The 20,727-nt window shown below is 37.3% G+C and carries 17 protein-coding genes; 8 read left to right on the top strand and 9 right to left on the bottom strand.

What is annotated here, in order from left to right; genetic code table 11:
• From ACJMLO_RS10305 to ACJMLO_RS10290, 4 genes are all read left to right on the top strand, one after another.
• The coding region (locus tag ACJMLO_RS10305; RefSeq protein WP_405296515.1) for a phage holin family protein at positions 1–2,077 on the top strand (2,077 nt) is incomplete at its 5' end.
• Positions 2,078–2,162: 85 nt separating this feature from the next.
• Positions 2,163–2,810, top strand: a complete 648-nt coding sequence (locus ACJMLO_RS10300; protein ID WP_405296513.1) for a cobalt-precorrin-7 (C(5))-methyltransferase — start codon at positions 2,163–2,165, stop codon at positions 2,808–2,810.
• Positions 2,811–2,928: 118 nt separating this feature from the next.
• Positions 2,929–5,871 carry a hypothetical protein gene (locus ACJMLO_RS10295; RefSeq protein WP_405296512.1) on the top strand — a complete coding sequence of 981 codons (2,943 nt, stop codon included), beginning with the start codon at positions 2,929–2,931 and terminating at the stop codon, positions 5,869–5,871.
• A gap of 59 nt (positions 5,872–5,930) precedes the next feature.
• The gene (locus ACJMLO_RS10290) at positions 5,931–6,275 is read left to right on the top strand and encodes a hypothetical protein (RefSeq protein ID WP_405296510.1); all 345 of its coding nucleotides are present in this window, start codon (positions 5,931–5,933) and stop codon (positions 6,273–6,275) included.
• Positions 6,276–6,301: 26 nt separating this feature from the next.
• Here ACJMLO_RS10290 and ACJMLO_RS10285 read toward each other — a convergent pair whose 3' ends face one another.
• Positions 6,302–7,315 (bottom strand): ArsA family ATPase, encoded by a 1,014-nt coding sequence (locus ACJMLO_RS10285; protein ID WP_405296507.1) that lies wholly within the window; start codon positions 7,313–7,315, stop codon positions 6,302–6,304.
• A 515-nt stretch (positions 7,316–7,830) separates the two neighbouring features.
• On the opposite strand from ACJMLO_RS10285, the gene ACJMLO_RS10280 reads away from it, so the two are divergent.
• Complete coding sequence (locus ACJMLO_RS10280; protein WP_405296517.1) at positions 7,831–8,619, top strand: NAD+ synthase; 789 nt, start codon at positions 7,831–7,833, stop codon at positions 8,617–8,619.
• A gap of 10 nt (positions 8,620–8,629) precedes the next feature.
• Positions 8,630–11,485 carry a leucine--tRNA ligase gene (gene leuS, locus ACJMLO_RS10275; protein WP_405296505.1) on the top strand — a complete coding sequence of 952 codons (2,856 nt, stop codon included), beginning with the start codon at positions 8,630–8,632 and terminating at the stop codon, positions 11,483–11,485.
• A gap of 53 nt (positions 11,486–11,538) precedes the next feature.
• On the opposite strand, the gene ACJMLO_RS10270 is transcribed toward leuS, so the two are convergent.
• The 6 genes from ACJMLO_RS10270 to ACJMLO_RS10245 all read right to left on the bottom strand — a co-directional run bounded on the left by ACJMLO_RS10270 (position 11,539) and on the right by ACJMLO_RS10245 (position 16,492).
• Positions 11,539–12,171, bottom strand: coding sequence for a 4'-phosphopantetheinyl transferase family protein (locus ACJMLO_RS10270; RefSeq protein ID WP_405296503.1), 633 nt, complete (start codon positions 12,169–12,171; stop codon positions 11,539–11,541).
• Entirely contained in the window at positions 12,164–14,062 is a 1,899-nt protein-coding gene (locus tag ACJMLO_RS10265) for a SpoIIE family protein phosphatase (RefSeq protein ID WP_405296501.1), read from the bottom strand. Before ACJMLO_RS10265 ends, ACJMLO_RS10270 begins: the two co-directional genes overlap by 8 nt.
• 3 nt (positions 14,063–14,065) lie before the next feature.
• Positions 14,066–14,422, bottom strand: coding sequence for an ATP-binding protein (locus tag ACJMLO_RS10260; protein ID WP_405296499.1), 357 nt, complete (start codon positions 14,420–14,422; stop codon positions 14,066–14,068).
• Between the two features lie 17 nt (positions 14,423–14,439).
• Positions 14,440–14,739, bottom strand: a complete 300-nt coding sequence (locus ACJMLO_RS10255) for an STAS domain-containing protein (RefSeq protein ID WP_405296497.1) — start codon at positions 14,737–14,739, stop codon at positions 14,440–14,442.
• Positions 14,740–14,804: 65 nt separating this feature from the next.
• The gene (locus ACJMLO_RS10250; RefSeq protein WP_405296495.1) at positions 14,805–15,536 is read right to left on the bottom strand and encodes a tRNA (adenine-N1)-methyltransferase; all 732 of its coding nucleotides are present in this window, start codon (positions 15,534–15,536) and stop codon (positions 14,805–14,807) included.
• On the bottom strand, positions 15,533–16,492 hold the full coding sequence (locus ACJMLO_RS10245; protein ID WP_405296493.1) for a zinc metalloprotease HtpX: 960 nt from the start codon (positions 16,490–16,492) through the stop codon (positions 15,533–15,535). Before ACJMLO_RS10245 ends, ACJMLO_RS10250 begins: the two co-directional genes overlap by 4 nt.
• Before the next feature lie 145 nt (positions 16,493–16,637).
• Between ACJMLO_RS10245 and ACJMLO_RS10240 the strand changes: the two genes are divergently transcribed.
• Positions 16,638–17,585, top strand: coding sequence for a replication factor C small subunit (locus ACJMLO_RS10240; protein WP_405296491.1), 948 nt, complete (start codon positions 16,638–16,640; stop codon positions 17,583–17,585).
• Positions 17,586–17,594: 9 nt separating this feature from the next.
• Positions 17,595–19,061, top strand: coding sequence for a replication factor C large subunit (locus ACJMLO_RS10235; RefSeq protein ID WP_405296489.1), 1,467 nt, complete (start codon positions 17,595–17,597; stop codon positions 19,059–19,061).
• Between the two features lie 98 nt (positions 19,062–19,159).
• Here ACJMLO_RS10235 and ACJMLO_RS10230 read toward each other — a convergent pair whose 3' ends face one another.
• Positions 19,160–19,837 (bottom strand): ATPase, encoded by a 678-nt coding sequence (locus ACJMLO_RS10230; RefSeq protein ID WP_405296487.1) that lies wholly within the window; start codon positions 19,835–19,837, stop codon positions 19,160–19,162.
• A 7-nt stretch (positions 19,838–19,844) separates the two neighbouring features.
• Positions 19,845–20,693: a shikimate dehydrogenase gene (locus ACJMLO_RS10225; RefSeq protein ID WP_405296485.1), complete on the bottom strand. Its 849-nt coding sequence runs from the start codon at positions 20,691–20,693 to the stop codon at positions 19,845–19,847.
• Between the last annotated feature and the right edge of the window lie 34 nt (positions 20,694–20,727).

Here is a 20,727-nt window from a genome sequence, read left to right as displayed (position 1 = left end):
AACCGCAGTGATAATCATAGCCAACATTATAGCCATATTTTTCGTTGACTATATCAGCAGTGATTTCACTATCGGTCGCAGCTATAATGCATTAATCATCGTTTTCGCCTTTGGAATAGCAAATTCACTATTATGGCCTATTTTTAGACGGTTTCTAATGAAATTTATTATTTTAACGTTTGGTATTGGATCAATATTTTTAAACTCCCTGATATTTTATATTGCAACCTATTATATTCCAGGGGTTTATGTCGGGTTTTATGGATTTTGGCAGGTTCCAATCGTCATGGCAATAGCCACAACATTTACAACAAACATTACAAACACGAACTACTTCAATTCATACATTAAAAGCATCCTGAAGCATGCATTGAAAAGAAAAACCCCGCATAAAAAACAATACCCTGGAGTCATAATGCTTGAAATCGATGGATTGTCATACACTACATTGAAAAAGGCAATTTCTAAAGGCATTATGCCAACGATGCAAAACTGGTTAGAAAGCAACACCCATACCCTAATGCAGTGGGAAACTGATCTCTCCTCACAGACAGGAGCAAGCCAGGCAGGAATATTGCACGGAAACAACAAAGATATTGTGGCCTACAGATGGGTTGAAAAGGAAAATGACAACAACATAATAGTTTCGGGCAAATTGTCTCATTCCCCTCAAATTGAAAAGAGAATAAGCAATGGGGAAGGCCTGCTTGTCAATGGAATAAGCATTGCAAATATGTTTTCAGGAGACAGTAAATTATCCGCCCTGACATCCTCCAAATTTGCACTAATGAGCAGGAACAAAACCCTGCATACCGTGTTTCTGGATTCCTATAACTTTCAGAGAATATTTATTCTCTTTTTATGGGATATCCTAGTTGAGTTCAAATCCCAGCTTATGCATGACATAAAAAATATACAGCCCCGAATTAGAAGAACACCGATTTATGCAGCCGTAAGGGCCGGCGCAAATGTAGTTTTAAGAGAGGCTACAACTGAAATACTAACCGGTGAAATACTAACTGGCGAAATTGATACCGCCTATGCAACCTATATGGGCTATGATGAAGTGGCTCACCATTCAGGGGTTGAAGATGATGATGTTTGGAACATCCTAAAGCAGATTGACATTCAATTTTCCAGACTTCTCTCAGCAATAGAGATGAGCGACAGAGATTATAAGTTGGTTATCCTGTCAGATCACGGTCAGAGCAATGGCGCCACCTTTAAACAGAGATATGGAATAACATTGGGAAATTATGTTCGTGGATTGCTTCCAAAGGACCTGAAGATGTTTAAAAACGAGTACAACATTGACCACTTCAGAGATGCGGTATTAAGTGAAAATAAGCAACTGCAAAACATAAAGGAGCATGTTGAAAACATTCGGGACGACCTGTTTGATGAAAACGGACCCATTGAAAATCTGAAAAAAGGAATCGAAGAAAAAAAGCCTAAAATAATTATTGAAAACGAACAATACCAAAATTTACGGGACAGATATTCCAATAGCCTGGATTATATTACCAATTACCAAACCATTCCTAAAAACAGTGAAAAAGCCAGAGATTCCGAACTGATTGTTTTGGGCTCAGGAAATATGGGATTAATATATCTGACCCAATGGAGACAACGTCTGACCTATGAAGAACTGGTGATGCTGTTTCCTGATTTAATTCCAGGCCTTGTAAACCATTCAGGAATTGGATTTCTGATGGTCAATTCAATAAGTAACGGAGGAATGGTGATTGGACAGAATGGAATCTATTATCTGGACAATGATGAAGTGGTTGGCGAAAACCCACTTGAAGGATTTGGAAAGAACGCTGCAAAACACCTTAAAAGACAAAATTCATTTAAAAATATGCCCGACATACTGGTCAACAGTTTTTATGATGAAAAAAATGATGAAGTCTGCGCTTTTGAAGAGTTGATTGGAAGTCATGGCGGCCTTGGAGGCAATCAAAACAAAGCGTTTATTCTATATCCTCAAGAATGGAAAAATCCCGGGGAGATAACAAGCGCTGAAGAAATCTATAAATTTCTAAAAAGGGAAATAATTAATCTGAATGATTCCTAACGATTTAATGAACGAAAATTTAAATAATATCTTAATCAATTTTTAACTATAAGTCAATTGGAAACATAAAAAACTGATGATTAAAATGACCGGTAAAATCTATATTATAGGAATTGGGCCTGGCTCAAGCGAATATCTAACAAAAAAGGCAATCGATACTGTCAAAATGAGTGATTACACAGTTGGAAGCACACGTGCCATTGAACTGTTTTCTGACGTGCAGAATACCATACCTTTCAATGTCAAGGAATTATTAGATACATTAGAAAAAGGGGTTCAGCTTGCAGTTGACGGAAATACCGTTTCAATATTGTCAACCGGAGACCCTGGTTTTTCAGGCGTTTTAAATACGGTTTTGAGAATTTCAGATGAGAAAAATTTTTCAAAAGACAACATTGAGGTAATTCCCGGAATCAGTTCCCTTCAGCTTGCAGCCGCAAAATGCCACATCCAATGGGACAATGCCAATGTAATGACATTTCATGGCAGGGAAAATATAGAAGACATCCTACCAGTTATAAATAATGGAAAAATAACCATTGCTCTTCCATCCAGAAAAGTTAAAGACATGGCACAGTTTTTACTTGACAACGGCGTTGAAAAAGACCGCAAAGTCACAGTCTGTGAACGCCTAAGTTACCCGGACGAGAAAATTGTTGAAGCCAGTATGGATGAAATTGCCAACAGCGAATTCACTTATATGTGTATAATTTTAATATATCCTCAGAATTGATGTTAAAAATTCATTTTAAAAGTCTTTTACTATTTAATTTTAAAATTAAAGTTTATATGTTCTAGATATCATACTTTAAACGTCGATTAGACAAAAAAATTGACAAAAGGTAGATATTATGAACACGAAAATAAACACCATATGTTTCATTATTCTGCTATTTCTACTGCTTGGAGTTAGCTCGGCAGCCAAAAATGATAATGAAACATTAAAACAAACAATAGAACAACCTGAAGATGATATTTACCAAGTTGGTCTTGAAAACCAGGACCAACTTGAGCTGAGCAGTGAAAATACCAAAACCCTTAAGAAAAGCATCACTGCAAACGATATGCTTCACGCCAAAAGTAAACTGGAAGAAAATGTCTTGGAAAGTGTGACAAAGGAAAAAGCTAAAGTGAGCATTAAGGCGCCAGATGTGAAAATGCATTATAAAGACGGAAGCAAGTTTACCGTAACACTTAAGGATGAAAACAAAAAAGCAATGAAAAAGGCAAAAGTGAAAATTGCAATTGATGGGAAAACCTATACAAAAACAACGGATTCCAACGGCAAGGCATCCATAAATCTCAATTTGAAGAGTGGAAAATATAGCGTAATAACCACTTTTGATGGAACAAGCAAATATAAAAAAGCAAGCGAAAAAAGTACGGTAAGCATCAAAAGCACCATAAAATGCAATGACTTTACAAAGTACTATAAAAACCGAGCGGCCTACTACAGCACATTTTACGATCAAAAGGGAAAGCTTCTAAAGGATACTTCTGTAAAATTCAAACTGAATGGCAAAACCTATAGCGTTAAAACAAACAAGAAAGGTGTCGGCAAATTAGATATTAACCTGATGCCCGGAACATATGCCGTTTCATCAGTGAACTCAAAAACGACAGAAAGCATAACGAAAACGATTACGATTAAAACGATTCTTGAAACTGCGGATATGGTTATGGACGAAAGTGACGGAAGCAGATTTAGCGTAAAGGTTCTAAACAGCAATGGAAAACTTTCACCCAACAAAAAAGTGACCTTTAAAGTCAATGGAAAAACATATACTGCAACAAGCAATTCCAATGGAATCGCAACGCTGGCGATTGATTTGGCCGCAGGGAAATATTCCATTATCACCGAATATGAAGGATTGAAGAATACTAACCAGATTAGCGTAAAGGAAGGAATCAAACATAGTCCATTCAGCCATATCCTATCTATTCCAAGCTATGTTAATGTGACCTATCCCTATGTCTTTCATAATTCTGCATATGCCTTAAAAACCGGTTTTGACGGAATTATACAGATGCCGAAAAATGAACTGTTTACAGTCCAGATCAGCGAAACAAAATCATATCAGTTCTCTCAGGCAGTGATTCCCGGAGTTTCCACAACAGTTATTGGGTATAAAACCCATCTAATTCCATTTGATGGAAGTGCAATAAAAAGCGACTACAATAAAGACAATCTGAAAGGAAACGGAATTCTGATTTATTCAACTGCCGATTATACGAACATTGAATTCAGAAATACCGCCGAAAGCAACAACGATATGTTTGGAATGTATATTGACAAGGGTTTCGGCAATAGCGAAACAGTAACATATCTGCAAAACAATAAAATAAAGGCCAAAATAAACTTTTATACTGTGAATTATGACGAAATGGGTTTGAAATACAATCTGGGAAAATATCATTCAAAATCAATCTATGACTTTAATTACAAAAGCTATGAGGACCTGATTGGAGAAAATGTTCACTTCATTAGGTTTGCAAATACCGGTGAAGAGGTGACATTCAATTACTTTGGAAACGCAATAGTAGGCCATAATTCAAAAGAAGATATACAAACCAGATTTATAATAAACGGCAAAGAGGAACTTGAAAAAAGAGAAACGATAAGCTATGGTCTTGGAGAAAAGTATCGAAGCACGCTAGGTTTTGAAGTCCTTCAGAGCTATGCAATAATCAATGAAAAAATCAGCCAAAAAATTGTCGATGCCTGGATTTCAAAAAGTTCCGGATATCTAAACAAGTTCGGGATTATGAATGTCTATGGAATGTTTTTAACATCTCTCAGTACCGCCTGGATGGCCGATGAACTTGCAAATGCCTATTCAAAAGAATACGGAGTAACCTGGCAGAGAACACAAACTGCAACAATATTGGGTGGAATTAACTTGGATAAGACATATCTTCATGTTCTAAATGCGGATATGGGAATGGAAGTTAACGGAAATGATAAAATGAACGTAGCATTATTCAAACTAATCAATTCGCTAAGTCTGCCAGAATTAGAAAAAATCGCTCTCAATCCCATAAGCAAACGTTTCGGATACAATATTACTGGGGTTTTAGATGACCTTTTCAAAGAACATTACAGCTACAGCTTAATATTTTCCGGGGACTCGGCATTAATCCAAATGGAAAATTCCAATACGAGCATTATCATAAATCAAAATAGCGGCGTGGCAAATGTCATTATGAAAGATGATGATTTCTTCTATAAGGGCGCTTCAATCAATACCATCAATGACTGCTGTTCATGCAACGAATTGGGGCAGGACAGCATTAATCAGCTGCTTGATGATGCATTCAGATATTTTATTGCAAATCCCCTGACATATCCCTATCTAAAAGACATCGGATATGAACTCGGATTGCTGGCGCACAAATCCGTTCCATACATTCTGGGATTGAGCGGAGTTGCAGTCAGGGGCCTTACCGGATTTACCTACGGTCTTTTCGGATTCATAATCAAATTGCAGGATGTAGGGTCAACATACCGAGTTCAGCAAGACCAAAAAGAATGGTACAGGCTTATGGACACATATACGTTTACCCGATCAGGATTATTCCAGCAAAAAAAGGTATACAATATTCCAAACAGCAATGGAGGCTATGACTATATAGAATCTCCAATCAAAAGTGATTTTTCACTGGATAGGGAGAATACGGTATATATAAGTAAGGGCAATGTCAAAAAATTAACCAAAAATGAGACATATAAGTATTTCAGCGACGACTACTATTCGCCATATGCTATGCCTCCAAAATACTGGAACAGGAATTAATCGAACGCTAAGTTAAAATAATTAAATTTATTTTAACTTATTTTTAAGGAGCGAATATTATGGATAAAAATGAAATGATATTTTTCTCAATAGCCATACTGGCATATATAGTCTGTGCATTTACGTTGAATCTGCCGATATTCATACACATACTGTTTGTAGCATTGATTCTAATAATTGCAGTCATTGCAATATTTGCAAAATTTCAAAAAAGGTATGAAAATGAAGTTATAATAAATATCACAACGATACTGCTAATAATATTCTCAATAGTTTATTTCATTAGCATATTTTTCGAATCATTCTATAAAAAGATATTACTACTTGATTCAACATGGATTTTGCTGGTTATTTTCCTACTGATAATAGTGAGATGGTTTTTTGGAAAAAATAAGAATGAATAAAAGTTAATAATTTTTAACTTTTATTTTTATAACTGAATGGCCTCCTGAACTACCTCATCGTTGTCCTCATCATCATATAGGATGTGAGCCAATTTTAATAGCTTTTCCTGACCTTTGACTTCGTCCTTAAACAAAGGCACTTCAGCTATTTGCTGGTCAGGGAATTTTTGATCAATCAAAGCCAATCTTTTTTGTTGCAGCTTATGCCTTGAATGGCAGAACTCGCAATCACAGATATCCGGCATTACCTGATTTACAATCACACTGTCAACGGTAATATCATATTTGCCAAGTGCTTCCAAGGCCCTTTCAGATTCATAAATTGACATCTCCTCAGGAATCACAACCATCTTGAAGGTTGTTCTGTCAGGATCGGACAATACCTCTTTTGCCTTGTCGATTTGTTCCTTGGTTCTTTTCAAATCTTCACTTGTTTGCGGATTGTCGACTTCATCCATAAAAGGCATGATTTTTCTAAGGGCATTTGTTGCAGAACCCAATTTGGCCTTAAGCATCATCATTTTTCCTACCCAGGAATCCATGACTTCCGGAAATGACAACAACCTTAATGTGTGTCCTGTCGGTGCGGTATCAAATACCACGACATCATACTCCTCAGAGTTCATAACTCCCATAAACAGTTCAAAAGCGGCGGCCTCATCAGCTCCAGGTGAAGCTGATGCCATGTCGAGTTGGTCTGATAGGAAATCCATGCCTAAAAGTCCACCTTCATCATCTGGATTTGCGGCTTTTTGTGCTTCCAGCTGTGCCTGCTTTTGAGCCATTGCAACATCTGGATCGATTTCAACCGCAAACAAATTGGTCTTAATCTCACGAGGATAATTTCCAATAGGTACTTCTAAAGAGTCAGATAATGAGTGTGCAGGGTCAGTTGATACAATCAATGTTTTTTTACCCTGTTCAGCTAACCATAATGCGGTTGCTGATGATACTGAAGTTTTTCCAACTCCCCCTTTTCCACCTACAAAAATGAATGTTGTTTTATCTTTGTTGAATTTGAAATAATCTTTAAATGCCAAGTAAATTACCTCCTAAAAATATAGTTACTTTTAGTGTATTCTTAATTCCATATACTTACCTTTCATGTGCTTTTTGCCAAGTGAAGTTATGAAATTTGTAAGTATATTATTTTACTTAAAATTACTTTTTGTTAGTAAATGATATTTAATGTTTTTTAATATATAAAGTTAGCTATAATATTCATTTAATGAAGATTCATATTAATTAATATGTTAAATTCACATAATTTCAACATTACTTATTATGCATTTCTTCATTATTCCCCTTTTAAAAAATCTTTCACAATCCAATGCTGCATCCCCACTAACAATATCATTTTCAACAGCTTAGTTAAAATCATAGAACGGCAATAAGTTCTATATCCAAACTTTCAATATACCCATCACGAATTTCTTCATAGCATCTGAAAATGACTTTTCGCAAATAAGTTCTACATCTCCCATATACTATAACATTATTAATTAAAAACTACATAATAATTACTGTATAAATGATTTTATAGGATAGTGAAAATATAAGCGAAATTCCAAAATTAGACTTAGAAAAAACAGAATCGGACATTATAGATTTCATTCAAGCCAAAGTCAATGAAGCTAAATGTGATGGAATTGTTGTTGGTTTAAGTGGAGGAATTGACTCAACTCTAATAGCCTATCTGGCCTGCAAAGCACTGGGCAAAGACAACGTGTTCGGAGCAATAATGCCTTCAACTACAACCCCAACAGAAGACAAAATTCATGGAATCGAAATAGCACAAATCCTTGGAATCGATTATAAAGAAATTGGCATTGACAGCATCTTAAATGAATTCCTATCCCTGACACAGCTCGAAGAAGATTCCCTTGCAATCGGAAATTTGAAAGCCAGAATTCGTATGTCAATCATTTATTATTACGCAAACGCTAAAAATTACCTTGTCTGTGGTACTGGCAATAAAAGCGAAATTTTAATTGGTTACTTTACAAAATACGGAGACGGTGCATGTGATATGGAACCTATTGGAGATTTGTATAAAACCGATGTCTTTAAATTAAGTGAATATCTCAATATCCCAAAGGAAGTCCTCACAAAACCTCCAAGAGCTGGCCTATGGGCCAATCAGACTGATGAAGATGAAATTGGAATGAGTTATGAACTTCTTGACCAAATTTTATATCTCTATACTGAAAAAGATATGAAAAATACACAAATAGCTGAAAAATTAGACATTTCAGCCGATGACATTGACATGATTATAAATAAGATTAACAGGAGCAGACATAAAAGTAAAGTTCCCGAAAGTCCTCAAAAAACAATAATGTAATGGTGATTTAGTGAGCGAAAATATAGAAAAGAAATGGCAGAAAAAATGGGCAGATGCAAAATTATTTGAATCAAACCCGGATGAAAGAGAAAAATTATTCCTTACAGTGGCTTTTCCATACCCAAGTGGAGCAATGCACATTGGACACGGTCGTACATATACCGTTCCAGATGTTTATGCCAGATTTAAAAGAATGGAAGGATACAATGTATTATTCCCAATGGCATGGCACGTAACCGGTGCACCGGTAATTGGAATAGCCGACAGGATTAAAAGAAAAGACCCTTGGACACTGGATTTGTATGAAAGGGTTCATGGAGTTCCAAAAGAAACCTTGCCAAAATTGGAAGACCCTGAATACATCGTAAAATACTTCTCAACAGAATATCATGAAGTTATGGAAGAAATGGGATATTCTATTGATTGGAGACGCGAATTCAGAACAATTGATCCTACTTACAAAAAATTCATAGAATGGCAAATAACCACACTGCACGAAATGGGATTGGTGGAAAGAGGAGAACATCCTGTAAAGTACTGTCCAAACTGTGACAACCCTGTTGGAGACCATGACTTGCTTGAAGGTGAAGGAGTGGGCGTTAATGAACTAACCCTTTTGAAATTCAAAATTGATGACAAGATTCTTGTAACAGCTACACTCAGACCTGAAACAATCGTTGGAGCAACAAATATCTGGCTAAATCCCGATGTCGAATATGTCCTTGCCAATGCCGAAGGTGAAAACTGGGTCATTACAAAAGAAGCTCACTACAACCTGTCAAACCAGATTAAAGACTTAGAAATCATATCCGAAATCGACCCTAATGATTTGATTGGTAAAATGGCAACAAATCCTTTCACCGGCGATGAAATACCAATTTTCCCGGCAAGCTTTGTTAGCGCATCCTACGGAAGCGGTGTCGTATTTTCCGAACCTGCTGATGCACCGGCAGACTATATCGCACTTCAGGATTTAAAGAATAACGCTGAGATAATCGCAAAGTACGGTCTTGAAGGAATCGTTGAAAATGTGGAACCGATTCCAGTTTGTACCCTTAAAGGATATGGAGAAATTCCGGCTGCAGACATTATTGAACGCCTAGGAATTACCGACCAGAACGACGAAAAGCTACATGAAGCCACAAATGAACTGTACAAACAGCAGCACAGCAAAGGTAAAATCATCGACTCCATTCCTGATTTTGGCGGAATGAAAGTTAGATTTGCCCGTGAAGAGCTAAAAGAAAAGCTAATCAATGAAAACATGGCTACAATCATGTATGACTTTGCCGAAAGGCCTGTTGTGTGCAGATGCGGAAACAACTGTGTAGTCAAGATTATGGATGACCAGTGGTTCATGAAATACGGTAATGAGGACTGGACTGAAAAAACATTAAAGGTCCTTGAAGGAGAAACAATCATTCCAAAAGAACTTAAAAGCAATTTTGAATACTACATTAACTGGTTGGATGACTGGGCATGTTCCAGAAAGGTAGGTCTTGGAACCAGACTTCCTTGGGATAACCAATGGTTAATTGAACCTTTAACCGATTCCACAATTTATATGTCCTACTATACAATTGCCAAATACCTAAGGGACATGAATCCTGATGACTTGAATCTCGCTTTCTTTGATAAGGTTCTTTTAAACAAGGATTCAGGAGAAATTACCGTACCGGATGAGAAAGTTAAAGAGATTCAAGATGAATTCAACTACTGGTACCCATTGGATTGGAGACTGTCTGCAAAGGATCTGGTAGGTAACCACCTGAGCTTTTTGATGTTTACACACAGCGCAATTTATCCTGAAGAAAAATGGCCAAGAGGAACCGTAGTATTTGGAATGGGCCTTTTGGAAGGAAACAAAATGTCCTCATCAAAAGGTAACGTGATTCTGCTTAAGGACGCCATCAATGATTATACCGCCGATGTTGTGAGATTATTCCTTATGGCTTCCGCCGAACCATGGCAAGACTTTGACTGGAGAGAAAAAGAAGTGCTTGGTACCAAAAGAAGACTTGAATGGTTCAGGGAATTTGCAGCCAGAATCGAGGAAATAAAAGGCTCAAAACTAGACTTGAGCAACATTGAAGAAGTTGAATTGACCCGTACAATCGACTTGTGGATGATGAGTCAGCTTAACCAACACATCAAAAAGTCAACTGAAGCTCTGGAAGTCTTCCAGACAAGGCAGGCTCTACAGAATTCACTTTTCCTGCTTAAGAAAGATGTTGACCACTACCTATACAGAGTTAAACATTTGCTTGACTCACAAGACCCTGCGGTCATCTATGTTTTATCAACAGTGCTGGAAAATTGGATAAGACTTCTTGCACCGTTTACTCCACATACTTCAGAGGAATTATGGAGCGAATATGGTGGAGAAGGCTTTGTCAGTCAGGCATCATGGCCTGAAGCCGATGACAGCTTTGTAAGTCCTGAAATTGAAAAGTCAGAGGAACTGGTTGAAAACATCATTAAAGATATTGCCCACATCAAGCAGATGGTGGGAGATGAAGTGGAAAAAGTCCACATCTACCTTGCTCCTGACTGGAAATGGGATCTATACAAGATAGCGGATGAAGTGGGAAAACCTGACATCGGCCAGATTATGGGAAGAGCTATCGGCGCCAACATATATGACGACAAAAAAGAAATAGCGATGGTAGCCAAAAAAATCGGTAAGGAAATAACCAAAACAAGATATATCGGTAAAATTAACGAGGAAGAAATTCTAACCGATGCGCTTGACTACATCAAGCAGGAATGTGGAAACGAAGTAGTCATCCATACTGACGATTCCTACGATCCGCAAAATAAGGCCAAAAATGCAATGCCTTACAAACCGGCATTGTTTATGGAATGATTTTAGTAGATGATTATCCATCTACACCCTTTTCTTTTTTTGCATTAATTTAACTAAAACAAATCCTCAATGAAATATTGTTTAACGTCATCAGCATAATAATGTCCCGAAACAGCCAGCTTGTATTCCCCTAAATCAAACAGAGTGAATTTCAGATTATTTTCATCATCTTTAAGATATATTTCATCACCGATGACGATTTCAAAATCCTCTAATTTTAAATTAAATCCCAAACCGGTGTACTTCATGTAACTTTCCTTTAAAACCCAGTAATTGAAAAATTCATCGGCAGGATCGGTTGAATTCATTATGCTTTCATATTCCCCCGCAAAGAAGTAATGTTTGGCTATGTTTAAATCGATTGCAGAGTCGATTAATTCTATGTCAACACCAACTTCCCTATCGGAAATTGCACATGCAACAAATTTATTTGAATGACTTAAATTGAAATAAATATCCTCATGATTAGATATGTATGCCTTGCCATATTTTCCAAATTTAAAATGAGGTTCAGTGATATTTTCTTCAAAGAGCAATTTCATTAAAAGCAAATAAGCCCCGGCACTGAGACGCTTATCCCTGTCGAACATGAACCTGTCTACCTTATGCTTTCTACTTTCACACAGCAATCCATAGGAAGCATCCAAATCTAAGTTTTCAACATCAACATAAGCTAATTTAATCATGTTTAATCCTTAAATACACTAAAGTCATATCATCAAACTGTTCGGAATTTCCAACGAATGAAGCAATGTCATCCAACAGAGGCGCTATAGGATCCTCATCGCTTCTGAAACTGTTGAAGAATTTTTTAAGATTATCTTCCCCATACATTTCATTGTCAGCATTATTTGCATCAGTTATTCCATCAGTATATGCTATAATTTCATCTGTTAAAAGAAGCTCTTCTTTTTTGAATTCAAAGTCTTCCATAATGCCCAATACAATCCCTTCATCAACTTTCAAATATTCAAATCCATCCTTTTGCAAAAGCAATGGAGGATTGTGACCGGCATTTGAAAAAGTTAATGTTTGTGTAGCCCTATTATAGATTCCAAGCCATAATGTAATAAACATGACCTCGGAATTATTTTCACATAACTGATTGTTCAAGGCATGCAATATTCTGGAGGGATCGGATTCATGTTTCAGCAATTGCTTTATGATTGACTGCGTAATGACTGCAAGAAGTGCCGCAGGAACACCTTTGCCTGATGCATCTCCAATTACTATAGCCAGATTATTCTCATCCAACTCATAATAATCAAAGAAGTCTCCTCCAACCTCTTTTGCAGGCTGAGAATATCCGCCAACCTTAAAGTACTCATTATCAATGGCCTGTGTCGGAAGGTTGGCCTGCTGAATTTTGGTGGCAATATCCAATTCCGCCATGATTCTATGTCTTTCACCTTCGATTTCATTGATGTTTTCAATGTAATTATTATTGTGATTAATTAAATTGGTGTAGCTTCTAGCAAGAGTTCCTATCTCATCATTGTCTTCCAGATACTTGGAATAAACCTCAAGCAATCCTTCAGCTTCGATCTTTTGATTTTCATGAATGAAGTTTTCAATTCTAGAAAATGAAGTGATTGGATTGATAACCTTTCTTTCGATGTATCTTAAAACCGAAATTGCAGGAATGGTAAATATCAGCAGGAAAATATCCATAACCACCAGCATTGATATTGAAATATCCTGAGAGGTTAACGGCGAAAGATTGTCTATAGCCTCAATTAAAATCGGATCTGATGCAATTAAACATACAAAAACAACCAAAATTAAAAACACCATCAGAAATCTATTCATGATTGACTCTGAAATTGAATCTAAAGGCGATTTTGAAATGTCCGATGCAAAAGGCTTTGTCAAATATGCATACATCAGCACCAGAATAGCCACTAATTTCAAAATCACGAAAATCGTATTATCAAAAATAAAATCACTAATCAAATCTATAAAAATTAAAACAATCAGCGAAATCCCTAAAGCCGAATATAACTTTTTATTAAATTGTTTGTTTGATTTTTCAGGAATGTGAAAAAAGTCAAATCTTTTAGAAAGCCATATTCCAATTATTCCAAAGATAAATGAAGAATTGATAAAGTTTATGAAATAGCCAAAATCAATAGCTGTACCAAGGGAAATGGTGCTCAGATTTAATAAATGGAGCAAGTTTTCATGCAATATTGAATATAATGCAGCGCATATGAGTATAATTCCAAAGAACAAAACGACATTGTAAGTATTGTCTAATCCAGGTCGTGTAACCGGAATATTGTCACTGAATTTTTGATACCATAACTTGTAAGCCAAATAAGAAATTCCAAACCCTACTACAGCGGATACGGATGCGACTGCAAAACCATATCCCCTGATCATATCACATAAGAAATTGGCCAGCACAGAGCCTGCAGCACCATACGGCCCAAGCAATACTCCTGAAATCAGCAGCACTCCAACATGAGGAGAGTATCCCAAGCCGAAATTCTTTCCAATGGATAAATAGTAGATACCCAAATTAAAAACAAGCATTAAAACAAATGGTATCAAAACTTTTTTTAGTTTATACTTCATGGTCTATACTCCATTTTTAATGATTTTCAGATGATTTTCACCATTTACATAATCATAAGAAATGTCATCAGCTATTTTCTTTGTTAAAAGAATTCCCAATCCCCCAATTTGAGCATCTTCAATATTGTCAGGGAGTTTAGCATCTTCTTTTTGTAAAGGATTGAATTCAATGCCGTTGTCAATGAATTCAACTGTCAATGTCTGATTTTCATATTCGGCAACCACATTAACAAAATCGCCATTGGAATAACTGACGATGTTTACAAAAACCTCTTCAATGATCAAATCCAGTTGAAAATCATTTTTTGAAATAATCCCATGAATAAAATCATTTAATTTATATAATTCATTAATATCCATGTCTAAATTTATTGAATTCATTCTATCCTTAAAATTTTATCGAAACCGGACATTCTAAAAATTTCTTTTACCGAATCATTAACGTTTTTAATGGTCATTGGAATGTCATCCTGCTCCAATTTCTTTTGGGTTGCAATTAGAACTCTCAGACCTGCACTTGAAATGTATTCCAAATTGGTAAAATCTAAAATCCATGAGTTAAAATTTCCGATTTCATCGTCAATCTCTTTTTTTAACTTTTGAGAAGTGATTGTGTCAACACGTCCTTCAACAGCAAGTGTCAACACATCTTCATTTGAACTTTTAATGACATTCATCCCAATCACTGTATTATATTTTGTTTAAATTCATTTTAAAACTTATAGCTCAAAAATGGAAACTTTCATAGCTTCCTTGCAAACACAAGATACCCGCTGTGGCCGACCATACGTGTCTTTGGTCTTACTCCCTGAGGTCTGACCTCAAGGCCACGCTCCAACGTCTCAATAATATCAATATCATAGAAGCCTAACTTTTTGGCAACTCTGTAAGCTGTTTCTGCCTGGTCGATGTAAGGCGCATATACGCAAAGCCATCCCCCGACATTTAAAGACTCCATTACCTCTTCAAATATCTCATATGGTTTCGGCAAGTCCAAAAAGATCAAATCAATATCGTCCTCATCGATTCCGTCCTTGATGTTCTGGTTTTTGACGTGAATGTTTGTGATTCCAAATCTGTCAATGTTGCTTTTGGCAACCTCGGCAAAGTCCTCCCGGATTTCATAGGTGAAGACTTCACCTTCAGGACCCACCACATTTCCAAAATTGAGTGCAATCGCACCGGCACCCGTTCCGGCATCAACTACACGGGATCCCGCTCCCAAACCGGAATGGGCAAGAACCTGTCCGATATCCTTTTTGATGAGAATTGAACAACGCCTATCCATTATGTCAATGAAATCATTGATGTTGGGTTTCATGATTTTAAACGTATGGTCCAAATGGCTTTTGACCTCATCCCCAATTTCGGCCCCATCCAACACGTCGGCCTTTATTATTCCCAAATCACTTTGAAATTCCTCACCGGGCTTCAGGACATACTTCTTGCCACGTTCATCCAAAATCATCTTCATGATTCTAACTCCGCCAATCTTTTGACCCTCTTAAGTGAATCGGGATGGGTAGAAAATATTTCCATAAGACCTTTCTTTGCAGAAATTTTAACGTCAGCATTTGCAAGCCTCCTTAACTCCTCTGAAGATATTTTTCCATCCCCATCAAAGTCGATTTGCTTGAAATCTGTAACGTCATGTTTTGCATTGTTGATGTCATTTACAAAGAATGCACGATTGGTGTTTAAATCCTTGATTGTATCATCGCTGCATCTTGCGGCGCCGTAGCTCAGCTTGTATAATGCTGATACCAATGCCTCCGGACGGTTTCCGAACTCTACACTAGCCTCATCCGCATAGTATTCGCGTGTTCTTGAAATGAACAGTACAAGCAATTGGCCAACAAGGTAGAATAGATAACCTAAAAGGCCGATGATGATGCCTCCGCCGTTTCTGCTGTCGCCTGAAAACATGAATGATATGGCAATATAATAGCAGATCATAGGAATGACACTAACAGCGGCAGTAACGATCATGTCATTGTGTTTTATATGACCCATTTCATGTCCGATTACCGCCCTTAGCTCATCACGGTCAAGCAATCCCAATATCGGACGGGTGATTGCAATGTGTCCGCTTCTGCTGGACCTTCCATATGCAAATGCATTCGGAATGTTTATTTCAGACAATCCTATTTCTGGCTTTGAAATTCCTGCCTCATCGGCCAATTCCTGAACCATCTGATGAATATGAGGTGCTTCCGCTTCAGATAATGGCCTTACGTTCATTGAACGTTTAACCAAACTTGGCCCATACCAATACTGTAAAAATACGATTACTAAACTTACCCCACAGTACAGTTTCCAACTGCTAATTCCCAAATACCATCCTACAAGAGCTATAAGGAAATAAATAATCGAAAACATCAATACTGAAGTCAGTATCATTCTTAATTTAAGTCTCCATGTGCCTCTCATTTTTAACACCAAACTTTTGTAAACATTAGTTATCAAATGCTCACTTTAATTATATATTAATTAGACTTCATATATTAAAAAAGTTAAGCAAAAAATAATTTAACTACAAGATACATAAATCTTACTATAATTAAATGGTGATTAAATGAGCGGACCATGGGTAGAAAAATATAGACCACAAAAATTAGAGGACATCGTAGGACAAAAGCAAATCGTAGCAAGACTTGAAAAATATGTAGGCGAAGAGAGCATGCCCAACTTAATGTTTACAGGTCCTGCGGGTGTCGGTAAAACAACCACAGCATTAGCTCTGGTAAAATCCATTCTAGGGGAATACTGGAGACAAAACTTTTTGGAATTGAACGCATCCGATGCAAGAGGAATCGATACAGTAAGGGACCGCATCAAAAATTTCTGCAGACTCAAGCCTGTCGGCGCTCCATTCAGAATAATCTTTCTGGATGAAGTGGACAACATGACAAAGGATGCTCAGCATGCACTAAGACGTGAAATGGAAATGTATACCAAAACCGCTTCATTTATACTCTCATGTAATTACTCATCAAAAATCATAGACCCTATACAGTCAAGATGTGCAATATTCAGATTCGCTCCAATAAAAGGCGAGGAGATTAAGGAACGTCTGAAATTCATCTGTGAAAATGAAGGATTCGAATTCAAAGATGAAGGACTGGACAGCATAGTGTACTTCGCTGAAGGAGATATGAGAAAGGCCGTAAACGTATTGCAGGCAGCGGCTTCAGAAGGAGAAGCGATTACCGAAGACAGCGTTTATGAAGTAGTATCCAAAGCAAAGCCACAGGATATCGGAAAAATGATAAACAGTGCATTGATGGGTGACTTCATGACCGCCCGTAACATTCTAAGGGAAACCATGGTATTGCAGGGAACAAGCGGAGAGGACATGGTTACTCAAATATATCAGGATGTTTCAAAAAGAGTGCTTGACGGAAAGATGGATGCCAGCATTTACATGAATCTAATAGAAGCGATAGCAGAGTGCGACTTCAGGATAAGAGAAGGAGCCAATCCAAGAATACAACTAGAAGCTTTACTTACTCAATTCTTATAGGGTATTTAAATGTTATGGACTGACAAATACCGGCCACAGGAACTCTCCCAAGTGGTAGGTAACAAAAAAGAGATAAAAATAATCCAGGAATGGGTTAAAAACTGGAAGGAAGGCAATCCTCAGATACCATTGCTTTTGGTAGGTCCACCAGGCATTGGAAAAACTACACTTGCATTAATTATAGCCAGGGAATTTTCCGAATACATCGAGTTAAACGCCAGTGACAAGCGTTCACAGGATGCGATTAAAACCACAATCGGAGAGTCATCCTCCTCAATGTCACTGTTTGGTGACGAATACAAACTGATAATTCTTGATGAAGTGGACGGTATCCATGGAACCAACGACAGAGGTGGCGTAAAGGCAATCGGTGAGATAATCAAGAATTCCCATCACCCTATGATTTTAACAGCAAACGACTTTTACTCAAAGCGTCTGCAGTCAATCAAGCCGAAATGCCAGGTCATAAAAATGAAAAAGTCCCGATGGAATTCTATTTCAGCACTGCTTAGAAAAATAGCGAAAGCTGAAGGGGTTGAAGTTGAACCTGCCGCATTAAAGGAGATTGCAACAAAATCACAGGGCGATGTCAGATCAGCCATCAACACCCTGCAGGCCCTTGCAGACAAGGACCATACATTAGATGTAAGCGATTTGGAGAATATGAAAACAAAGGACACCAGATCAGACATATTCAATGCAATAACAGGTGTTCTTAAAAGCAAAACTCCTGCACACGTGAAGGAAGCCCTATGGGTTGAAGAAGATCCAACACTTGTTATGGAATACATTGCCGAGAACATTCCAAGGGAATATAAAGACAAAAATGAAATCAAAAAGGCTTATGAAAACATTTCAAAAGCTGACTTGTACTTCGGAAGAGCTCAAAGCAGCCGAAATTACGGTTACTGGAAATATGCAACAGATTTCATGGGTATTGGAGTCAGCAATTCCAAAAAGGAGACCTATAAAAAGTTCACAAAAATCCAAACTCCAACAATCTTCGGCCTAATGGGCAGAAACCGTGGCAAAAGGAACTTGAGAGATGCAATTGCCGAAAAAATGTCTGAAAAGATGCACATATCCCATTCAATAGCCATTTCAATGTTTCCATACCTTGAAATAATGTTTCAAAATGACGAACTTGCCTGGGAAATAAAAGACTTTCTGGAACTTGAAGACACTGAAGTCAAACGTTTCAGGAAAAAGAAAATACCTAAAAAGGTCGAAACAAAAATGGAGAAAAGGAAAGCCCAGATGCGGGTTGAAGAGCGTGACAGGCGTGCAGAAGAGCTTCAAAATCAGATGATGAATGTTGTTGTTGAAGAGCCAGCAGATGACGAATTGCCGTTTGAAATTCCCGGCACTGAAGAAGAACCTGTCTCTGATATTGAAGAGGAAATTGCTGAAGAACCTGTTGAAGAGAAAAAAGAGAAAAAGAAAACCGACAAGCAGGTATCGCTTTTCAGTTTTTAATTATTTATAAACAAGTAACTCATCAAAATCATTCCATATTTGATGATTTCCTTGATTATAGATTTTTTAAGGATTTTTAAAAAAATAACCGTTAGAATTCAATTCTTACTGTCAATGAACCTGGCAGCACTTAAAACGTTCTCCCTATACTGGGGAGCAACATCCTCCAAAAATTCGCTGAATGAAACTGCAAGAGCATTGCTGTTTTCAAGCTCAAGAGCATCCCGACCATCCATTTCTAAAAACGAATTAATCCAATCGATTGAAACATTTATTAGAGGGCAAATCTCATTGTTCTTTTTAGATAGGTTTAAACCTTCGCCCTTGAAAATTGTCTCGAATATGTTGTTGACCTCATCATCCAAAATTATTGGATTGACCTTCAAATCATATTCCCCCTCACTCACAAGTTCAACACCATACTTGCGGGTATATGGCTCCATCAACAGTTCTACGATGAAATTGTCCTCCGGCATCAAAATACGTGAATTGGGTTTGATTTCATCCGACAATATCTTTGAGGATTTTGCACAGATTTTCTGAAAGAGTTTGTTTCTTACAACCTCTATTTCAGGATATTGCCTATTAAAAGTGCTTTCACGTGTTCTTGAAAACTTTGAAAATCGCAGATTATTGATATAGATTTTATCCGGAGTATAGGATATGAAACGTGTATCCACTCCGATTATCTTTAGAAATTTCAGCACATCCCTTTTTGATGAGCTGAATTCCTCTTCATCATCTGTTAAACCTGAAATATCAAACATCAAATCCATATTATCACTATAAGTTTAAGGTATCCCTTAGGGCCTTCTCCATAACGTCAATAGGTGCATCCTGACCTGTCCAGATTTTAAAGCTTTCCGCACCCTGGTAAAGCAACATCTTGATTCCATAGACTGGCTTTGCTCCTGCCTTGATGGCTTCTTTCAGCAAAACGGTTTCATTAGGATTATATACTGCATCAAAAACGACCAAATCCTCATGCATCATGTCTGAGGTTGCAACAGGCACATCATCAATATGGGGATCCATTCCCAAAGGGGTTGTGTCAACCAGAATATCGGCATCTTTCAGGCAATCTTCGATTTGTAAAATTGAGTCTGAATTGACTTCACCAATCAATTTTGAATCCAAAACATCTCCTGCCAAGCTTTTTGCCTTATCGACATTCCTGTTTAAGATTGTTATTGATTCAGCGCCGTATTTTGCAAGATAAAATGATATTGCCCTTGATGCCCCGCCGGCACCCGCAACCACAACATTCTTATCGCAAACGCCGGTTACCTCTTCAATAGCCTTAATTGCACCGATTCCATCAGTATTATAACCCTTTAGATTTTTAAAGTCAATCGTATTGACTGCGCCTATCAATCCGGCCACTTCATCCAATTCATTCAGGTAATTCATCACTTCAATCTTGTGAGGTATTGTCACGTTGAATCCTTTGATGTTTAATGCATCAGCTCCCTCAATCGCCAATTTCAAATCTGAGGGGTCAACGTCAAAGGCAACATAAGCATAGTCCATTCCCAAAGCCTGAAAAGCGGCATTGTGCATTGGGGGTGAAAAGCTATGTTCAACAGGATGGCCTATCAAACCTACAATATCTGTACTGCCCTTTATATTCATAGTTAATAGTTGATTGATGAGAATATAAATAATT

The organism is Methanobrevibacter sp. (genome assembly GCF_045120835.1).
Classification (GTDB): domain Archaea; phylum Methanobacteriota; class Methanobacteria; order Methanobacteriales; family Methanobacteriaceae; genus Methanocatella.
Note: the sequence above shows the minus strand (reverse complement) of the source record. Positions and strands in the feature narration are given on the sequence as shown.